The sequence below is a fragment of the Massilia sp. UYP34 genome, from assembly GCF_056279385.1.
Genome location: NZ_JBWBRF010000003.1, coordinates 176,035 through 193,606, shown reverse-complemented (window position 1 = coordinate 193,606; position 17,572 = coordinate 176,035). Strand labels below are relative to the sequence as shown.

At 68.3% G+C, this 17,572-nt stretch carries 11 protein-coding genes; 10 read left to right on the top strand and 1 reads right to left on the bottom strand.

Going from position 1 to position 17,572, the window contains the following annotated elements; all coding sequences use genetic code 11:
* The first annotated feature begins 249 nt into the window (after window positions 1-249).
* From ACZ9AQ_RS07480 to ACZ9AQ_RS07455, 6 genes are all read left to right on the top strand, one after another.
* On the top strand, window positions 250-1,563 hold the full coding sequence (locus ACZ9AQ_RS07480; RefSeq protein ID WP_429203104.1) for an efflux RND transporter periplasmic adaptor subunit: 1,314 nt from the start codon (window positions 250-252) through the stop codon (window positions 1,561-1,563).
* A 148-nt stretch (window positions 1,564-1,711) separates the two neighbouring features.
* Window positions 1,712-4,807, top strand: a complete 3,096-nt coding sequence (locus ACZ9AQ_RS07475) for an efflux RND transporter permease subunit (RefSeq protein WP_429203102.1) — start codon at window positions 1,712-1,714, stop codon at window positions 4,805-4,807.
* Complete coding sequence (locus tag ACZ9AQ_RS07470; protein WP_429203100.1) at window positions 4,804-8,073, top strand: efflux RND transporter permease subunit; 3,270 nt, start codon at window positions 4,804-4,806, stop codon at window positions 8,071-8,073. The genes ACZ9AQ_RS07475 and ACZ9AQ_RS07470 overlap by 4 nt, the downstream gene beginning before the upstream one ends.
* Window positions 8,070-9,521, top strand: a complete 1,452-nt coding sequence (locus tag ACZ9AQ_RS07465; RefSeq protein ID WP_429203099.1) for an efflux transporter outer membrane subunit — start codon at window positions 8,070-8,072, stop codon at window positions 9,519-9,521. The genes ACZ9AQ_RS07470 and ACZ9AQ_RS07465 overlap by 4 nt, the downstream gene beginning before the upstream one ends.
* Before the next feature lie 61 nt (window positions 9,522-9,582).
* Window positions 9,583-10,548, top strand: a complete 966-nt coding sequence (locus tag ACZ9AQ_RS07460; RefSeq protein WP_429203097.1) for an HDOD domain-containing protein — start codon at window positions 9,583-9,585, stop codon at window positions 10,546-10,548.
* A 40-nt stretch (window positions 10,549-10,588) separates the two neighbouring features.
* Complete coding sequence (locus ACZ9AQ_RS07455) at window positions 10,589-11,386, top strand: EcsC family protein (protein WP_429203096.1); 798 nt, start codon at window positions 10,589-10,591, stop codon at window positions 11,384-11,386.
* A gap of 104 nt (window positions 11,387-11,490) precedes the next feature.
* On the opposite strand, the gene ACZ9AQ_RS07450 is transcribed toward ACZ9AQ_RS07455, so the two are convergent.
* Window positions 11,491-12,789 carry a GGDEF domain-containing protein gene (locus ACZ9AQ_RS07450; RefSeq protein ID WP_429203094.1) on the bottom strand — a complete coding sequence of 433 codons (1,299 nt, stop codon included), beginning with the start codon at window positions 12,787-12,789 and terminating at the stop codon, window positions 11,491-11,493.
* 158 nt (window positions 12,790-12,947) lie between these two features.
* Here ACZ9AQ_RS07450 and ACZ9AQ_RS07445 point away from each other — a divergent pair, with 158 nt between their 5' ends.
* The 4 genes from ACZ9AQ_RS07445 (at window position 12,948) to ACZ9AQ_RS07430 (ending at window position 17,529) form a co-directional block, all read left to right on the top strand.
* Window positions 12,948-15,086 carry a S46 family peptidase gene (locus ACZ9AQ_RS07445; protein ID WP_429203092.1) on the top strand — a complete coding sequence of 713 codons (2,139 nt, stop codon included), beginning with the start codon at window positions 12,948-12,950 and terminating at the stop codon, window positions 15,084-15,086.
* A 127-nt stretch (window positions 15,087-15,213) separates the two neighbouring features.
* A complete protein-coding gene (gene pnuC, locus ACZ9AQ_RS07440; protein ID WP_429203090.1) occupies window positions 15,214-15,816 on the top strand; it encodes a nicotinamide riboside transporter PnuC in 603 nt (200 codons plus the stop codon).
* Window positions 15,813-16,331, top strand: a complete 519-nt coding sequence (locus tag ACZ9AQ_RS07435; protein ID WP_429203088.1) for an AAA family ATPase — start codon at window positions 15,813-15,815, stop codon at window positions 16,329-16,331. Before pnuC ends, ACZ9AQ_RS07435 begins: the two co-directional genes overlap by 4 nt.
* Window positions 16,332-16,584: 253 nt before the next feature.
* The gene (locus tag ACZ9AQ_RS07430) at window positions 16,585-17,529 is read left to right on the top strand and encodes an HDOD domain-containing protein (RefSeq protein ID WP_429203086.1); all 945 of its coding nucleotides are present in this window, start codon (window positions 16,585-16,587) and stop codon (window positions 17,527-17,529) included.
* Window positions 17,530-17,572 lie beyond the last annotated feature (43 nt).

Sequence of the window (17,572 nt, the reverse complement as noted above, 5' to 3'; positions counted from 1 at the left end):
GCGTTAAGGCGACTTTGACAACGTTGATTCCACGGCATCTCAATGTACGTTACGAAACATTGTGAGTGAAACGGCCATGCTAAAGTCAGCGTGACACGTATTGTGCAGTAAGAACCTATCCCGGTAGGTGAAGGTCGGGCCGAGAGCGCGTTGATCACGCTCTCCATGCATCGGCATGAACTTCCTTCCACCTGCCGGGATAGGTTCTTGGCACGGCTTTGCGCACATCCATATCGAACAAGGACAAGCATGGACCAGCATCTCCCGCCCCATTCAATCACCGACCGTCCCGCCCGCACCCGGCGTTCCCGCCTCATCGGCGGCGTGATCGCCGTGCTGTCGATGGTGGCGCTGGGTGGCCTGGCCTGGTGGCTCACCCACCAGCCGGCGGGCGGGCCGGGTGGCCCGGGGATGGCGGCCGGCGGTCCTGGCGGCGGGCCCGGCGGGGGACGGGGCCGTCCGGCCACCACGGTCGGCGTCGCCACCGCCCAGCAGGCCGATCTGCCGGTAACCCTGGACGCGCTCGGCACCGTGGTCGCGGCCGCGACCGCCACCGTGCGTCCGCAGGTGTCGGGCGTGGTCCAGAAAATCCATTTCGCCGAAGGCCAGCTGGTCAAGCAGGGCCAGGTGCTGGCGACGATCGATCCGCGCCCGTTCCAGATGGCCCTGCTGCAGGCGCGCGGCCAGCGCCAGCGCGACGAAGCCCAGCTGGAAAGCGCGCGCCTGATGCTGTCGCGGTACCGCACGCTGCTCGAGCAGGATTCGATCGCGCGCCAGGAGGTCGATACCCAGGCCGCGCTGGTCAAGCAACTCGAAGGCACGGTGATGACCGACAAGGCGGCCGAAGGCACGGCCCAGCTGAACCTGGATTATGCGACGGTGCGCGCGCCGATCAGCGGCCGGGTCGGCCTGCGCACGGTGGACGTGGGCAACCTGGTCGGCAGCGGCGATGCGAACGGCATCGCCGTCATTACCCAGCTGTCGCCGATCGACGTTGAATTCGCCGTACCGCAAGACCAGCTGCCGATGCTGCAGGGCCGCATCGCGCAGGACGCCAGGCTGCCGGCCACCGCGCTGGACCGCACCCGCACCGAGGCGCTGGCCAGCGGCAGCTTCATCGCGCTCGACAACCAGGTCGACACCCAGACCGGCACCGTGCGCGCCAAGGCCCGCTTCGCCAACGGCGACAACAAGCTGTTCCCCAGCCAGTTCGTCAACCTGCGCCTGACCGTCGATACCCTGCGCGACGCGGTGGTGGTGCCGGTGACGGCGCTGCGCCACGGCGCCAACGGCGACTTCGTCTACGTGCTCGACCCGCAAGCGCGCACCGTGGCGCTGCGCACCGTCACGCGCGGCCAGGCGAGCGTGGACAAGGTGCAGATCGCCAGCGGCCTGAAGGTGGGCGAGCAGGTGATCACCGAAGGCGCCGACCGCCTGCGCGATGGCGCCAGCGTGGTGTTGCCGGGCGATCGTCCGGCCGGCGCGCGTGGCCAGGGGCAGGGGCAGGGGCGTGGCCAAGGGCGCCCGGCTGAGGGCCGCCCGGCACAAGGGGCGCAGCAATGATGGTGGCTCCGGCGACCCGCGCCCCCAGCCCGTCGTTCCCGCGCAGGCGGGAACCTGAGTTTGCCGGCGTCGACGCTGCGCACGCGGTACTTGGGTTCCCGCCTGCGCGGGAACGACGTGGCGGCGGTGCTGGCATTCCGGGGCAGGCATGAGCCCCTCCACTCCCTTCATCCACCGCCCGGTCGCCACCGCCTTGCTGATGCTGGCGATCGTGCTCTCGGGCCTGGTCGGCTACCGCTTCCTGCCGCTGTCGGCGCTGCCGCAGGTGGATTTTCCGACCATCCAGGTGCAGACCCTGTACCCGGGCGCCAGTCCCGAGGTCATGGCGCGCACCGTCACCGCGCCGCTGGAGCGCCAGTTCGGCCAGATGGCCGGCCTGACCCGCATGAGTTCCACCAGCGCCGCCGGGGTCTCGATCGTCACCCTGCAGTTCGCGCTGGGCGAGACGCTCGACGTGGCCGAGCAGGAAGTGCAGGCCGCGATCAACGCCGGCGGCTCGCTGCTGCCGACCGACCTGCCGGCGCCGCCGGTCTACGCCAAGGTCAACCCGGCCGACGCGCCGGTGCTGACCCTGGCCATCACCTCCGACACCCTGCCGCTGACCGAGGTGCAGAACCTGGTGAACACGCGCCTGGCGCTCAAGATCAGCCAGGTCTCAGGCGTGGGCCAGGTCTCGCTGTCGGGCGGCCAGCGGCCGGCGGTGCGGATCCAGGCCGACACCGAGGCGCTCGCGTCCTACGGCCTGGGGCTGGACACGCTGCGCACCGCGATCAGCGCCGCCAACGCCAACAGCGCCAAGGGCAGCTTCGACGGCCCGACACGCTCGTATGCGATCAACGCCAACGACCAGCTGGTCACCGTCCCCGACTATGAAAACCTGATCGTCGCCTACCGCAACGGCGCCCCCGTGAAACTGACGGAGGTGGCCAACGTGGTCGACAGCGCCGAGAACGTGCGCCTGGGCGCCTGGGCCAACATGAAGCCGGCGATCATCCTCAACGTGCAGCGCCAGCCCGGCGCCAACGTGATCGCCACCGTGGACGCGATCAAGGCGCGCCTGCCCGAGCTGCAGGCCGGCCTGCCGACGGCGCTGCGCATGGACGTGCTGAGCGACCGCACCACCGGCATCCGCGCCTCGGTCAAGCACGTGCAGATCGAGCTGCTGCTGGCCGTGGCGCTGGTGGTGCTGGTGATCTTCGCTTTTCTCCACAGCCTGCGCGCGACCATCATCGCCAGTCTCGCCGTGCCGATCTCGCTGATCGGCAGCTTCGGCGTGATGTACCTGCTCGGCTACAGCCTCAACAACCTGTCGCTGATGGCGCTGACGATCGCCACCGGCTTCGTGGTCGACGATGCGATCGTCATGATCGAGAACATCGCGCGCTACATCGAAAAAGGCGAAAAGCCGATGGCCGCCGCGATCAAGGGCGCCACCCAGATCGGCTTCACCATCATCTCGCTGACCGTGTCCCTGATCGCGGTGCTGATCCCGCTGCTGTTCATGGGCGACGTGGTCGGCCGCCTGTTCCGCGAATTCGCCGTGACGCTGGCGATCACGATCCTGATCTCGGGCGTGGTTTCCTTGACCCTGGTGCCGATGATGTCGGCGCGCTGGCTGCGCAGCCATGAAGAAGAAAAGCCGGGCCGGTTCGCCGTCAGGTTCCAGGCGTTCTTTGATCGCGTCATCGCCCGCTACGACGTGATGCTGGGCTGGGTGCTCGCGCGCCAGGGACTGACCCTGCTGGTGGCCGTGGGCACCCTGGTCCTGACCGCCCTGATGTGGACGGTCATCCCGAAAGGCCTGTTCCCGACCCAGGACACCGGCCAGCTGCAGGCCCGGGTGCAGGCGCGCCAGTCGATCTCGTACACCGAGATGGCCAGGCTCCAGCAGGAAGCGGTGCGCCAGATCATGCTCGATGCCGAGGTCGCCTCGGTGGCGTCCTACGTGGGCGTCGACGCCGCCAACAACACCATGCTGCACACCGGGACCATGCTGATCAACCTGAAGGCCGACCGCGGCGACCCGCTCGAGACCATGCAGCGCCTGCGCCAGCGCGTGGCCAATGTGGCGGGCCTGCAGCTGTTCCTGCAGCCGACCCAGGACCTGACCATCGACGCCGAGAGCGGCCCGACCCAGTACCGGCTGTCGATCGAGGGCGCCGACGAGGCCACCGTCAACGAGTGGGCGCGCCGGCTGACGCAACGAATCGGCAGCCTGCCCGAGCTGCGCACGGCGATCACCGACGCCGGCGCGGCAGGCGCCGCCGCCTTCATCGACATCGACCGCGACACCGCCGCGCGCCTGTCGATCACGGCCGCCTCGATCGACGACGCGCTGTACAGCGCCTTCGGCCAGCGCATCGTCTCCACCATCTTCACCGAGACCAACCAGTACCGTGTGATCCTGGAAGCGCAGCAGGACGAGGCGATGTCGATCGCCGCGCTCGGCCGCCTGCAGCTGCGCACCGGTTCCGGCCAGCCGACGCCGCTGTCGGCGATCGCCACCATCAGCGAGCGCCAGGCGCCGCTGCAGGTGATCCACGTGGCCCAGTATCCGGCGGCGACGGTCGGCTTCGACACCGCGTCCGGCACCTCGCTGGGCCAGGCCGTGAGCGCGATCCGCGCCGCCGCCGAGGAGATCGGCATGCCGGCCTCGGTCAGCATGACCTTCCTCGGCGCCTCCGGCGCCTACGAGGCTTCGCTGTCGAACCAGCTGTGGCTGATCCTGGCCGCCGTCGTCTGCGTCTACATCGTGCTGGGCGTGCTCTACGAGAGCTACATCCACCCGCTGACGATCCTGTCGACCCTGCCGTCGGCCGGCGTCGGCGCGCTGCTGGCGCTGTGGGTCAGCGGCCAGGGCCTGGGCGTGATCGGCATCATCGGCATCATCCTCCTGATCGGCATCGTCAAGAAGAATGCGATCATGATGATCGACTTCGCGATCGAGGCCGAGCGCGAGGAGGGCAAGTCGCCGCTCGTGGCCATCAGGCAGGCCGCGCTGTTGCGCTTCCGCCCGATCCTGATGACGACCCTGGCGGCGCTGTTCGCGGCCATCCCGCTGATGCTGGGCACCGGCGAAGGCGCCGAGCTGCGCCGGCCGCTGGGCCTGGCCATCTTCGGCGGCCTGATCCTCAGCCAGCTGCTGACGCTGTTTACCACGCCGGTGATCTACCTGGCCTTCGACCGCACGGCGCGGCGCTGGACCGGCAGGGCGCCCCACAAGACTGAAGGGGCGGGCGCATGAATCTGTCGCGCCCTTTCGTGGAGCGCCCGATCGCCACGGTCCTCTTGACCCTGGGCCTGGCGCTGGCCGGCATCGCCGCCTATTTCGTGCTGCCGGTGGCGCCGCTGCCCCAGGTGGACTATCCGACCGTGTCGGTCTCGGCCTCGCTGCCGGGCGCCAGTCCGGAAACCATGGCCTCGAGCGTGGCCACGCCGCTGGAGCGGCGCCTGGGCGTGATCGCCGGCGTCAACGAGATGACCTCGAGCAGCAGCACCGGTTCGACCCGCATCAGCCTGCAGTTCGAACTGAACCGCCAGATCGACGCCGCCGCGCGCGAGGTGCAGGCGGCGATCAGCGCCTCGCGCGCCGACCTGCCGGCGACCCTGCGCAGCAACCCGACCTACCGGAAAGCCAATCCTTCGGACGCGCCGGTGATCATCCTGGCCCTGACCTCGAAGACCAAATCCCCGGCCCAGATCTATGAATCGGTGTCGAACCTGGTCCAGCAGCGCCTGGCGCAGGTGAAAGGCGTGGGCGAAGTGGAAATCGGCGGCGGCTCGCTGCCGGCGGTGCGGGTCGAGCTGGTGCCGTATGCGATGAACCGCTATGGCGTCTCGAGCGAGGACGTGCGCGCCGCGATCCAGGCCAGCAATCCGAACCGTCCCAAGGGCGAAATCGAGGGCAACGGCAACCGCCTGCAGATCTACTCGCAGCCGGCCGGCGGCGACGGCCGCAGCGCCAGCGACTACCAGGACCTGGTGGTGGCCTGGCGCGACGGCGCCGCGGTGCGCCTGTCGGACGTGGCCACTGTGTTCGACGGCCCCGAGAACGTGTACACGCTGGGCCTGTTCAACGGCCAGCCGGCGGTGATCGTGCTGGTCACGCGTCAGCCCGAAGCCAACGTGATCGAGACCGTGGACGGCATCCGCGACCTGCTGCCTTCGCTGCAGGCCCAGCTGCCGGGCGACATCAGCCTGGCGGTGGCCTCGGACCGCACCAACTCGATCCGCGCCTCGCTGCACGAGATCGAGTTCACGCTGGTGCTGTCGATCGTGCTGGTGGTGGCGGTGGTCAGCGTGTTCCTGCGCTCCTTGCGCGCCACCGTGGTGCCGGCGGTGGCCACCGTGGTGTCCCTGCTGGGCACCTTCGGCGTGATGTACGCGCTCGGCTTCTCGCTCAACAACCTGTCGCTGATGGCCCTGACGGTGGCCGCCGGCTTCGTGGTCGACGACGCCATCGTGGTGCTGGAAAATACCGCGCGCCATATCGAGAACGGCATGGACCGCATGCAGGCCGCGCTGCTGGGCGCGCGCGAGGTCGGCTTCACCGTGCTGTCGATCTCGCTGTCGCTGGTGGCGGTGTTCATTCCGCTGCTGTTCATGGGCGGGCAGGTGGGACGGCTGTTCCGCGAATTCGCGGTGACGCTCTCGGCGGCGGTGCTGATCTCGCTGGTGATCTCGCTGACCACGACGCCGATGATGTGCGCCTGGCTGCTGCGCAAGGAGGATCCGGACAAGCGGCCGGGCCGGCTGGCGCGCTGGTCTGAACGTGGCTTCGCGCGCGTCCTGCGCGTCTACGAGCATGCGCTCGACTGGGCGCTGGACAGTAAACTCCTGGTGATGATCATCCTGCTGTTTACGGTGGCGCTGAACGTCTACCTGTTCTCCAGCGCCCCGAAGGGTTTCTTCCCGCAGCAGGACTCGGGCCAGATGAATGGCGGCATCCGCGCCGACCAGAGCATCTCGTCGCAGGCCATGCAGAAGAAGATCTACCAGCTGGTGGAGATCATCCGCAAGGATCCGGCGGTCGAGACGGTGGTCGCCTTCACCGGCGGCGGACGCGCCGGCGGCGGTTTCATGTTCGTCAACCTGAAACCGGTGCGCGAGCGCGACGTCGCGGCCCAGGCCGTGATCGCGCGCCTGCGCCCGCAGATGGCCAAGGTCACCGGCATCACGATCTTCCTCAATCCCGTGCAGGACCTGCGCATGGGCGGGCGCTCCAGCAACTCGACTTACCAGTACACGCTCAAGAGCGACAATGCCGAAGACCTCAAGGCATGGGCGACGCGCCTGGCCGAGTCCATGAAGGCGCAGCCGGCGCTGGTCGACGTCGACACCGACCAGGCCGAGAACGGCGTCGAGACCTACGTCACCATCGATAAGGAATCGGCGGCGCGCCTGGGCATCACCACGCGCGACGTCACCAATGCCCTGTACAACGCCTTCGGGCAGCGCCAGGTGGCGAACATCTACGATGAGCTGAACCAGTACCACGTGGTGATGGGCGTGGCCCAGAAATACGCGCAGTCGCCCGAGGCGCTGAAGGACGTCTACGTGCCGGCGCGGCCGACCGGCGGGGCCGCGAGCGCGGTGGCCACCGGTACCGGCACGCCCGCCGCCGCGGGCGCCGCCGGCGCGGCGGCCTCGGCGACCGGCTACCTGACCGCGGCGCGCGACCCGTCCGGCGGGCAGGCCCTGGCCAGCGCCGCCGCCACCATGGTGCCGCTGTCGGCGATCGCGCGCTTTGCCGAAAGCGCCACGCCGACCTCCGTCAGCCACCAGGACGGCGAACTGGCGACCACGGTCTCGTACAACCTGAACCCGGGATTCACCCTGGCCGACGGCGAGGCCGCGGTGCGCCAGGCGGAAGCCGACATCGGCATGCCGAGCAATGTGCGCGGCAGCTTCCAGGGCACGGCCGCCGCCGCCCAGGCATCGAGCCAGGAACAGCCGCTCCTGATCCTGGCCGCGATCGTCGTCATCTATATCGTGCTGGGCATCCTCTACGAAAGCCTGGTGCACCCGGTGACGGTGCTCTCGACCCTGCCGTCGGCCGGCGTCGGCGCGGTGCTGGCGCTGCTGCTGTTCAAGATGGAGTTCTCGATCATCGCCCTGATCGGGGTATTCCTGCTGATCGGCATCGTCAAGAAGAACGCGATCCTGATCATCGATTTCGCGCTCGAAGCGGAGCGCGCGCGCGGCCTTTCCGCCACCGAGGCGGTGCGCGAGGCCTGCATGCTGCGCTTCCGCCCGATCCTGATGACGACCCTGGCCGCGGCCCTGGGCGCGCTGCCGCTGGCGATCGGCTTCGGCGAAGGCTCGGAGCTGCGCCGCCCGCTGGGCATCGCCATCATCGGCGGCCTGGTCGCGAGCCAGCTCCTGACCCTGCTCACCACGCCGGTGGTCTACGTCCTGCTCGACAAGCTGCGCACGCGCAAACCCGATGAACACAACCTGACCCGTCACCCCCATGAAGCCGAGGGCGGCCCGTCCCTGGCCAAACCATGACCACTATGCGACAACAGCTTCCATTCCGTTTTTCCCTGCTCGCCCTCGCCCTTGCTGCGGCCTTGGCCGGCTGCGCCGTCGGCCCCGCCCATGAACGGCCCAGCCCGCTTGTCGCCGACGCGGCGCTGCCGGGCGCCTACAAGGAGGCCGAAGGCTGGGTTCCGGCGGCGCCTGCCGATGCGCTCGAGCGCGGCCCCTGGTGGACCCTGTTCGAGGACCCCGAGCTCGATCGCCTGGCGCAGCAGGTGCAGGCCGCGAACCAGAACGTGGCGGTGGCGCTCGCCAATTACGACCAGGCGCGCGCGCTGGTGGCGCAGCAGCGCGCCTCGCTGTTCCCGGTGGTGTCGCTGGGAGCCGGCGCCGACCGCATCGGCGGGGGCGACGACAGCGTCAACCGCGGCGCGAACAGTTCCTATCGCCTGCAGATCGGCGCCAGCTGGGAGCCGGACGTGTTCGGCCGCCTGAGGAGCGCCGTGACCGGCGCCGAGGCCAGTGCCCAAGCCACCGCCGCCGACCTGGCCAGCGCCGTCCTCGCGGCCCAGGGCGAGCTGGCGATCAACTATTTTTCGCTGCGCCAGACCGACGCCCAGCGCGAAATGCTGGCCTCGACCATCGAAGGGTACGAGCGCGTGTTGCAAATCACCTCGAACCGGTTCGAGGCGGGCATCGCGGCGCGCTCCGACGTGCTGCAGGCCCAGACCCAGCTCGCCAATGCGCGCAGCGAGGCGCTCGGGCTGCAGAACCAGCGCGCCCAGCTCGAGCACGCGATCGCGGTGCTGGTCGGCCGGACCCCGTCGAGCTTTTCCTTGCCGCCGGCGCCCTGGCATGTGTCGGTGCCGGACGTGCCGGTCGGCGTGCCCTCGACCCTGCTGCAGCGCCGTCCCGACATCGCCGCCGCCGAACGCGACGTGGCGGCGGCCAATGCCGACATCGGCGTCGCGCGCTCGGCCTACTTCCCGAACTTTGGCCTGTCCGCTTCCTATGGCAACACCAGCAACCGCGTGGGCGACCTGTTCTCGGCGTCCGCCGCGGCCTGGTCGTTCGGCCTGTCGGCGGCCCAGACCATCTTCAATGCCGGCGCCACCCGCGCCAGCGTCGCAGGCGCCGAGGCGCGCCACCGGGCGACCGTGGCGCGCTACCGCCAGGTGGTCCTGGACGCCTTCGGCGCCGTCGAGAACGGCCTGGCCGCCACCCGCGTGCTGGAACAGCAGCAGCAGCTGCGGGCCGAGGCGGCCGAGGCGGCCGGGCTGGTCGAAGAGCAGATCCTGAACCGCTACAAGGCGGGGCAGGTGGGCTATACCGAGGTGGTGCAGGCCCAGGTGACGGCGCTGTCCGCGCGCCGCTCGCTGGTGCAGGTGCAGGCCGACCGTCAGACGGCGGCGGTGTCGCTGATCCAGGCGCTGGGCGGCGGCTGGCAGGAACAAACGCTGGCCGACGCCGCGCGGTAAGAGGTGCAAGGGATGCGTGAGGCATTACAATGCTGCGATTATCGATAGTCAGGCACTCGCCATGAAAAACTGGATCAATCGCATGTTGAGCGGCGCCGACAGGGCGCCCGACCCCGCCGACGCCGCCGTGCGGGCGGACGAGATGGAGGATGACTATGGCGTCCAGGTCGACGCCGCCTATTACCGCTGGCTGACCGTGTCCGGCGGATTCCAGGCGGGAGCGGAGGTCGAGGAGCACATCCTCGACCTGGTGCGCACCCTGGCGGCCGACCCGCTGGCCGCCAGCGGCCTGGTGCCGCGCGTGCCCGAGCTGATCCCGAAGCTGCTGCGCGACCTGGCCGGCGACGAGGTCTCGACCGGAGACCTGGCGCGCCAGGTCGAGCAGGACCTGGTGCTGGTGGCCGAGGTGATCCGCGAGGCCAACAGCGCCTACTATCGGCCGCTGCAGGCGGTGAAGTCGCTCGACGCCGCCCTGATGATGATCGGCCAGAACGGCCTGCGCATGCTGCTGGCCCGGATCGCCTTCCGGCCCCTGATCAGGATGGCCGACCAGGGCTTCGCACGCCATGCGGCGCCGCAGGTATGGAACCAGTCGGAGAAATGCGCGCTGGCCGCGAGCCTGATGGCGCCGGGCCTGGGCGCCGGCGTGTTCGAAGCCTACCTGGCCGGGCTGATGCAGAACCTGGGGCTGGTGGTGGCCTTCCGCCTGGCCGAGCGGGCGGTCGAGAGCGGCAAGATCCCCGGCTCCAGCGACTTCGGCCGGCGCCTGTTCGACGTCAGCCGCGGCCTGTCGTCGACCATCGCCGCCCACTGGGAGTTCCCGTCCGAGGTGGTGGAAGGGATCGCCGGCGTCGGCCGCCCGGACGCCTCGCCGCTGGCGCGCACGCTCGAGCGCGGCGACCGGATCGCCAAGCTGCGGATACTGCTCGACGCCCATGTGGTGCCTGACGACGACGTGCTCGTCACCGAAGGACTCGATAGTTTCGAGCGCCGTTGCCTGGGCAAGCTGACCGATTTGCCGGGCTGAGACGCTGCATCGCATCGCCTTTTTTCGAGAGGAGACTGCCATGAACATGAACGCCGAACACCTGGCCGAGCTGCACGAGGCCAAGCGCCTGCTGGAGAACCCCGGCTTGGCCGCGCGCATCAGCAACCTGGTCGGCTCGCCGATCGAATCAGCCATCGGGCGCCTGCCGGCGGCGTGGCAAAAGCGGGTGGGCGGGGCCACCGAGCATGCGCTGCAGTACGCGATGACGGGCGCGCTGTCGACGCTGCCCGAAGACGGCACGCGTATCGCGTATCCGCGCCTGCACAAGCTCGCGGCCGGCGTGTCGGGTGGCGTGGGCGGTGTCTTCGGCCTGCCGGGACTCCTGGTCGACCTGCCGCTGTCCACCGTCATCATGCTGCGCTCGATCGCCGAGATCGCGCGCGCCAATGGCGAACGCCCGCAGGACGTCGAGACCCGGCTGGAATGCCTGCGCGTGCTGGCCATGGGCGGACCGGGCGGCGCTGACGACGCCGCCGAGTCGGGCTACTTCACGGTGCGCATCGCGCTGGCGCGGGCGGTGAGCGAAGCCGCCCAGGCGCTGGCGACCAGGTCGGTCAATGCCGCCACCACGCCGGCCCTGCTGCGCCTGATCGCCGCGGTGGCGGCGCGCTTCCAGGTGCAGGTGACGCAAAAGGCGGCCGCGATGCTGGTGCCGGCCCTGGGCGCCGTGGGCGGCGCGACCATCAACCTGCTGTTCGTCGACCATTTCCAGAACATGAGCCGCGGGCATTTCGTGGTGCGGCGGCTGGAGCGCCTGTATGGCGAGGAGGATGTGCGCCGGCAGTACGAGGCGATCGAGCTCGCGGTTCTTGCGTAGGGTCGGCGGCTATGCCGCCGACGCGGCGATTGTTTGCGGCGCCGATTTCGCGCCGAATGATCTGGCGGCCAACCATCACCGCGTCGGCGGCGAAGCCGCCGACCCTACGGACAAATCCTGTTACGGCCGGCCTCCTTGGCGGTGTATAACATCGCATCGGCCCGCAGGAACAGCGCGTTTTCGCTGCGGTATTCGGGAAACGCGGCCAGGCCGCCGCTGAACGAGAAGCGCCGCGCCTCGCCCGGCGCGACCTCGAAATCGATCGCGCAAAAGGCCTGGCGCTGCGCGTCGAGCCGGCGCCGGGCCGCGTCGAGCGTGCAGTTCCAGAAGACGACCACGAATTCCTCGCCGCCGAAGCGCGCCAGCAGGTCGCGCTCGCCCATGTGCGGCGCCAGGCACAGGCACAGGCGCTTGATGACGATATCGCCGAAGTGGTGGCCCCAGGTGTCGTTGACGGTCTTGAACTTGTCGATGTCGATCACGCCGAACGCGAGCGGCTTGTCCTCGAGCGTGGCCTGCCGGATCAGCTCTTGCGTCTTGCGCTGCAGGCCCACCTTGTTCAGGAGGCCCGTGGCGCGGTCATTGCCGATCAGGTCCTTGCTGACGCGGATCCGGGCGGCGCGGTTGGCCAGCTGGGCCTCGACCAGGCCGGCGGTGGCCTGCAGGACGGTGTCGAAGCCGTCGCCGAGCGCGCGGCGCGCCAGAACGTCGTCGGGGCGGCGCTGGAGCAGCACGATCTCGCGCACCGGATCGGCCGCGATGTTCTTCTTCATGACCCGCGCCAGCGCGTCCAGGCGCCGGTATTCGTCATCGGGAATCACGACCAGGTCGGGCTGCAGCGCATTGACGCGCAGGTGCAGCGTGGTCGCGTCCGGGTGGTGGACCACGTCGACCCGCTGCGCGAGCAGCGCCGCCGCGTCCAGGCCGCCGGGCGCGCCGAGGTAAACCAGCGACACCGGGTCGCCGCGCTTGGCGCGGACGAACAGGTTGAACAGCCGGTCGACCAGGACGTCGTTGGCGATCGGCTTTTCGGCATACGCCAGGCAGTTGCTGTCCACCAGGCGCTGCTGGAGCAGGAAGCGGCTGCCCTGGCGGCCCGATTGCAGATAGACGTACGCGTGCTGGCGCGGCAGCCGTTCGAGCAGCTCGCCCAGCATCAGGGTCTTGCGGCCGTCGTGCAGGTCGGCCTGCATATTGTGCAGGGCGTCCAGGTCGATCACGAACAGGCTGGCGCCGTGGTCGGCCGCGACGGCGGCGGTGAATTCGGCCACTTCGCTGAAAAAACGGATGTCAAAATCATATTTATGCGCGTGCAGCAGCAGTTCGGCGCGGTTGTCCTTGATGAAGAAGCTATGGGAGAGGAAGAGGACCTGGTGCCGGTACAACGGAGCCTCGGTGCGCATGTCTGCCTGCCTTGTTTCTGCGTGATGGGACATCTTGCCACGCCAATTTGACGCGATATTGACGCCGCAGGAACGGCCGTCAATACCCGAGAAAATCACACGGCCATGACCCACGGGGCTATACTCGCGCATTGCTTTTTTCATGTCGAGGACTTGTCTTGTTCAAATCGATCGTCCTGCCCGTCGCCCTCCTGGGCGCGGCGAGCGCCGCCTTCGCCGACGAAGGCCAGTGGCAACCGCACCAGCTGCCGCAGCTGAAATCCGAACTGAAACGCATCGGCATCGCCATGCCGGCCGAGAAGCTGGCCGACCTGGGCAAGCATCCGATGAGCGCGATCGTCTCGCTGGGCGGGTGCTCGGCGTCCTTCGTGTCGCCCGAGGGCCTGGTGGTGACCAACCATCACTGCGCCTATGGCGCCATCCAGCGCAACGCCACGCCCGAGAAGAACTACATCGTCGACGGCTTCCTGGCCAGGACCCGCGCCGACGAACTGCCGGGAGGCCCGAACACGCTGGTGTACGTCACCGAGAAGGTCGAGAACGTGACCGGGCGCGTGCTCCAGGGCCTCACGCCGGCCATGTCGGGCCGCGAGCGCCACGCGCTGGTCCAGTCGCGCATCAAGGCCCTGGTGGCCGAATGCGAACTTGACAAGTCGACGCGCTGTTCGGTGCCGGCCTTTCACCGCGGCCTGGAGTACTACCGCATCAAGCAGCTGATGATCCGCGACGTGCGCCTGGTGTACGCGCCGTCCGACCGCATCGGCAATTATGGTGGCGACATCGACAACTACGAGTGGCCGCGCCACGTCGGCGACTACGCCTTCTACCGCGCCTACGTCGGCAAGGACGGCCGTCCGGCCGATCCGTCGCCCGACAACGTGCCCTACAAGTCGAAGGACTTCCTGGTGGTGTCCGCCGAAGGGCTGGAGAACGGCGATCCGATCCTGCTGGCCGGATATCCCGGCCGCACCAGCCGCTACAAGCTGCCGAGCGAGATCCGTTTCGCGCGCGACGTCGACCTGCCGGCCAAGGCCGCGAGCATCAGCGCCGACCTGGCGGTGATCGCCGCCGCGACCCAGGGCAATCCGGCCTGGGGCGTGGCGTATGCGAGCGTCGACAAGGGCCTGAACAACGTGCTCAAGAAGACCAGGGGCCTGCTCGACGGTTTTGCGCGCAAGGACATCGCCGCCATCAAGGACGTGCAGGACGCCGGGTTCCGCGCCTGGCAGAAGGCGCATGCGGACGGCAACGCCGGCCTGCTGTCCGAACTGGACGCGGTGATCGCCCAGGACATGGCGCTGCAGCGCCAGGAAGCCGCCTGGCTCGAAGCGACCCACAGCGACCTGCTCAAGAGCGCGCGCACCCTGTACCGCCTGGCGCTGGAACGCGGCAAGCCCGACGCCGAGCGCGAAAGCGGCTACCAGGAACGCGACCTCGGTTTCATCAAGGCGCGCCTGACCCGCCTGGAGCAGTCGTTCGTGCCGGGCGTGGACCAGGCGCGCTACGCCGCCGCCCTGGCGCGCTATGCCCGCATCGACGCCGAGGTACGCCCGCAAGGCCTGGACGCGCTGCTGCCGGCGCCGGATGCGCTGCCTGGTATGTATAAGGCCAGCGCGCTGTCGGATACCGCCACGCGCCTGGCCTGGATCGGCAAGGACGTCGACGCCTTCCGCCAGTCGAGCGATCCGTTCATCGCGCTCGCGGTGCGCCTGCACGACGCCGGCATGGCGCTGGAAGAGCGCCGCAACGAGATCGACGGCAACCTCGAACGCGTGATCCCGCGCTACATGGCGGCCGTGATCGCATGGAAGAAATCGCAGGGCAAACCGGTCTACCCGGACGCCAACTCGACCCTGCGCGTGACCTACGGCACGGTGTCGCCTTTCTCGCCGCGCGACGGCCTGGTCAAGGGACCGTTCACCACGCTCGAAGGCATCCTGGAGAAGGAGACCGGCAAGGATCCGTTCATCGTGCCGGCCGCGCTCAAGGAAGCGGTTCAGGCCAGGCGCTACGGCGTGTTCAAGGACCCGGCGCTGGGCACGGTGCCGGTCAACTTCCTGTCGAGCGCCGACACCACCGGTGGCAACTCGGGGTCGGCCGTGATGAACGGGAAGGGCGAACTGGTTGGTCTGAACTTCGATTCGACCTATGAATCGATCACCAAGGACTGGTACTTCGACACCGCCATCACGCGCGCGATCCACGTCGACATCCGCTACATGCTGTGGGTGATGAAGGAAGTCGACCATGCCGACAACCTGCTCAAGGAAATGACGATCAAGTATCCGAAGAAGTGATTTCGGCCACAATCATCTGCACGTCGTCCCCGCGGAGGCGGGGACCCAATTTTGCAAGCGTTGCGACTGCGCCTGGAGCACTTGGGTCCCCGCCTGCGCGGGGACGACGGTTGTTCTGTCGACAAGAATGAACGAACCCCTTATCCTCGCCGGCCTCACGACTTCGCCCCTGGAGCTGATCTCGTTCCTGCTGGCCGCCACCACCGTGGTGCTCAACATCTTCCAGAAGCACTGGGCCTGGCTGTTCTCGATCGCCTCCTCCGCGACCTATGCGGTGGTGTTCTACGAGGCCCGCCTGTACGGCGACATGGGGTTGCAGTTCGTGTTCATCGCGGCCTCGGTCTGGGGCTGGTACCAGTGGCTGCATGGCGCCGCAGGGGCGGTTGCGGCGCCGCTGCGCCCGGCCTTCCTGAGACCGAACGGGCGCGCCTGGTCGCTGGCCGCCTGGCTGGCCGGCTTCGTGCTGCTGTCGACCTTCCTCGACAACTTCACCGACACCGACGTGCCGCACGCCGACGGCTTCCTGACCGCCGGCAGCCTGGTCGGCCAGCTGCTGCTGGCGAAGAAGAAGGTCGAGAACTGGCATGTGTGGATCGCGGTCGATATCCTGTACGTGGGCCTCTACCTGTATAAGGGCCTGGTGCTGACCGCCGTGCTGTATGGCGTGTTCGTGCTGCTGGCGATCGCCGGCCTGCGCACCTGGCAGGCAGCGGCGCGCGAACAATCATGAACGCGGTGCAGCGGGTCGCCATCCTCGGCGCCGAGTCGTCCGGCAAGTCGACCTTGTCCGAAGCCCTGGCGCGCCATTACGGCACGCTGTGGGTGCCCGAATACCTGCGCGAGTTCGTCGACACCCTGGGAAGGGTGCCGTACGAAGAAGACCAGTACCGCATCGCGCTGACCCAGCGCGCGCACGAGGACGCGGCGGCGGCGGCGGCAAGCCGCCTGCTGTTTTGCGACACCACGCCCCTGATGACGGCGCTGTACAGCCGTGTGTACTGGGGCAGGGTGGATGCGCAGCTGGCGCGGCTCGATGCGCGCCACGACTACGCCTGGACCTTCGTCACCGCGCCCGACACCCCGTGGGAGCCGGACGGCCTGCAGCGCGAATCGGAAGCCGTGCGCCAGATGGTGCACCGGATGCTGGTCGAGACGCTGGCCGCACGCGGCATCGCCTACACCTTGCTGGCGGGCGCTCTGCCGCACCGGATGCGGCAGGTCCAAGGGCTGCTCGGCCGGCCTTGACGGCCAGCCCTGGAACGCAGACGCTTGTCGGCATCGGTTTTTGAACGATAAAAGTTATCATTTTTATGACGTTGTTTAACTGTTTGACAGCGATTGCTTGATCTGGCGCACAGGAGTTGTCGCGAACGGGTTTCCGATGTCACAACAGACAATAATTCTTTGCCGCATGATGATTATTTATTTCTAGAAGGCATTACAATCATCGGATTCGAATGTACGGCGGGGCGCTATGAAAAACTGGATAGGACGCTTGTTGGGCGGTTCAGAAAAAGAGACACCAGCCGCGCCGAGCGTCGGCGCGACGGCGACGATCGAACACGACGAGGACATGGCGAACGACGTCGACGGCACTTATTATCGCTGGCTCAGCGCTTCGAGCGGCTTTAACGCCAGGCCCGACCAGGAAGCGCAGATCCTGGAAGAAGTGCGTTTGCTGGCGAACGATCCGGTCTGCGCGTCCGGCCTGGTGCCGCGCATCCCCGAGCTGGTGTCGCAGCTGCTCACCGCGCTGTCCGACGAAAACATCTCGACCACCGCGCTGTCGGCCCAGGTCGGGCGCGACCTGGTGCTGGTGGCCGAAGTGATCCGCGAAGCCAACAGCGCCTACTATCGGCCGATGACGCCGATCGAGACCCTGGAAGGCGCGGTGACGATGCTCGGCCTGAACGGCTTGCGCATGCTGCTGGCGCGCATCGCGTTCCGTCCGCTGGTGCGGGTCAAGGTGCAGGGCGTGGCGCGCCAGGTGGCGCCGAATGTGTGGAAGCATTCCGAACGCTGCGCATTCGCCGCCAGCGTGATGGCGCCGGGCCTGGCGGCCGGCGTGTTCGAATCCTACCTGGCCGGCCTGATGCAGAACCTGGGCCTGCAGGTCGCGTTCCAGGTGGCCGACCGCATCTGCGAAGGCAGGGTGCCCGGCTCCAGCGAATTCGGCGTCGAACTGTTCGCGGTCAGCCGCCGGCTGTCGTCGGTGATCGCCAACCACTGGGACTTCCCGTCCGAGGTGGTGGAAGCGATCGAGCAGGCCGGTGAGCCGGATGGTTCGCACCTGGCGCAGGCGCTGGCCCAGGGCGACCGCATCGCCAAGCTGCGGCTGCTGCTCGACGCCGAGGTGATCGAGGAGGATGACGTTCTCATTACCCGCGGCTTGAATGGATTCCAGCGGCGGTGCCTGGGCAAGCTGGTGGATTTGTCGGACTGAGTGAAGCGCCGGCATCTGCAGTGCCGCCGTGCTTGAAGTTCAG

Bases quoted from the DNA above. Each gene is read 5' to 3' on its own strand.
- ACZ9AQ_RS07480 (WP_429203104.1), top strand. From the start codon at position 250: ATGGACCAGCATCTCCCGCCCCATTCAATCACCGACCGTCCCGCCCGC.
- ACZ9AQ_RS07475 (WP_429203102.1), top strand. From the start codon at position 1,712: ATGAGCCCCTCCACTCCCTTCATCCACCGCCCGGTCGCCACCGCCTTG.
- ACZ9AQ_RS07470 (WP_429203100.1), top strand. From the start codon at position 4,804: ATGAATCTGTCGCGCCCTTTCGTGGAGCGCCCGATCGCCACGGTCCTC.
- ACZ9AQ_RS07465 (WP_429203099.1), top strand. From the start codon at position 8,070: ATGACCACTATGCGACAACAGCTTCCATTCCGTTTTTCCCTGCTCGCC.
- ACZ9AQ_RS07460 (WP_429203097.1), top strand. From the start codon at position 9,583: ATGAAAAACTGGATCAATCGCATGTTGAGCGGCGCCGACAGGGCGCCC.
- ACZ9AQ_RS07455 (WP_429203096.1), top strand. From the start codon at position 10,589: ATGAACATGAACGCCGAACACCTGGCCGAGCTGCACGAGGCCAAGCGC.
- ACZ9AQ_RS07450 (WP_429203094.1), bottom strand. From the start codon at position 12,789: ATGCGCACCGAGGCTCCGTTGTACCGGCACCAGGTCCTCTTCCTCTCC.
- pnuC (WP_429203090.1), top strand. From the start codon at position 15,214: ATGAACGAACCCCTTATCCTCGCCGGCCTCACGACTTCGCCCCTGGAG.
- ACZ9AQ_RS07435 (WP_429203088.1), top strand. From the start codon at position 15,813: ATGAACGCGGTGCAGCGGGTCGCCATCCTCGGCGCCGAGTCGTCCGGC.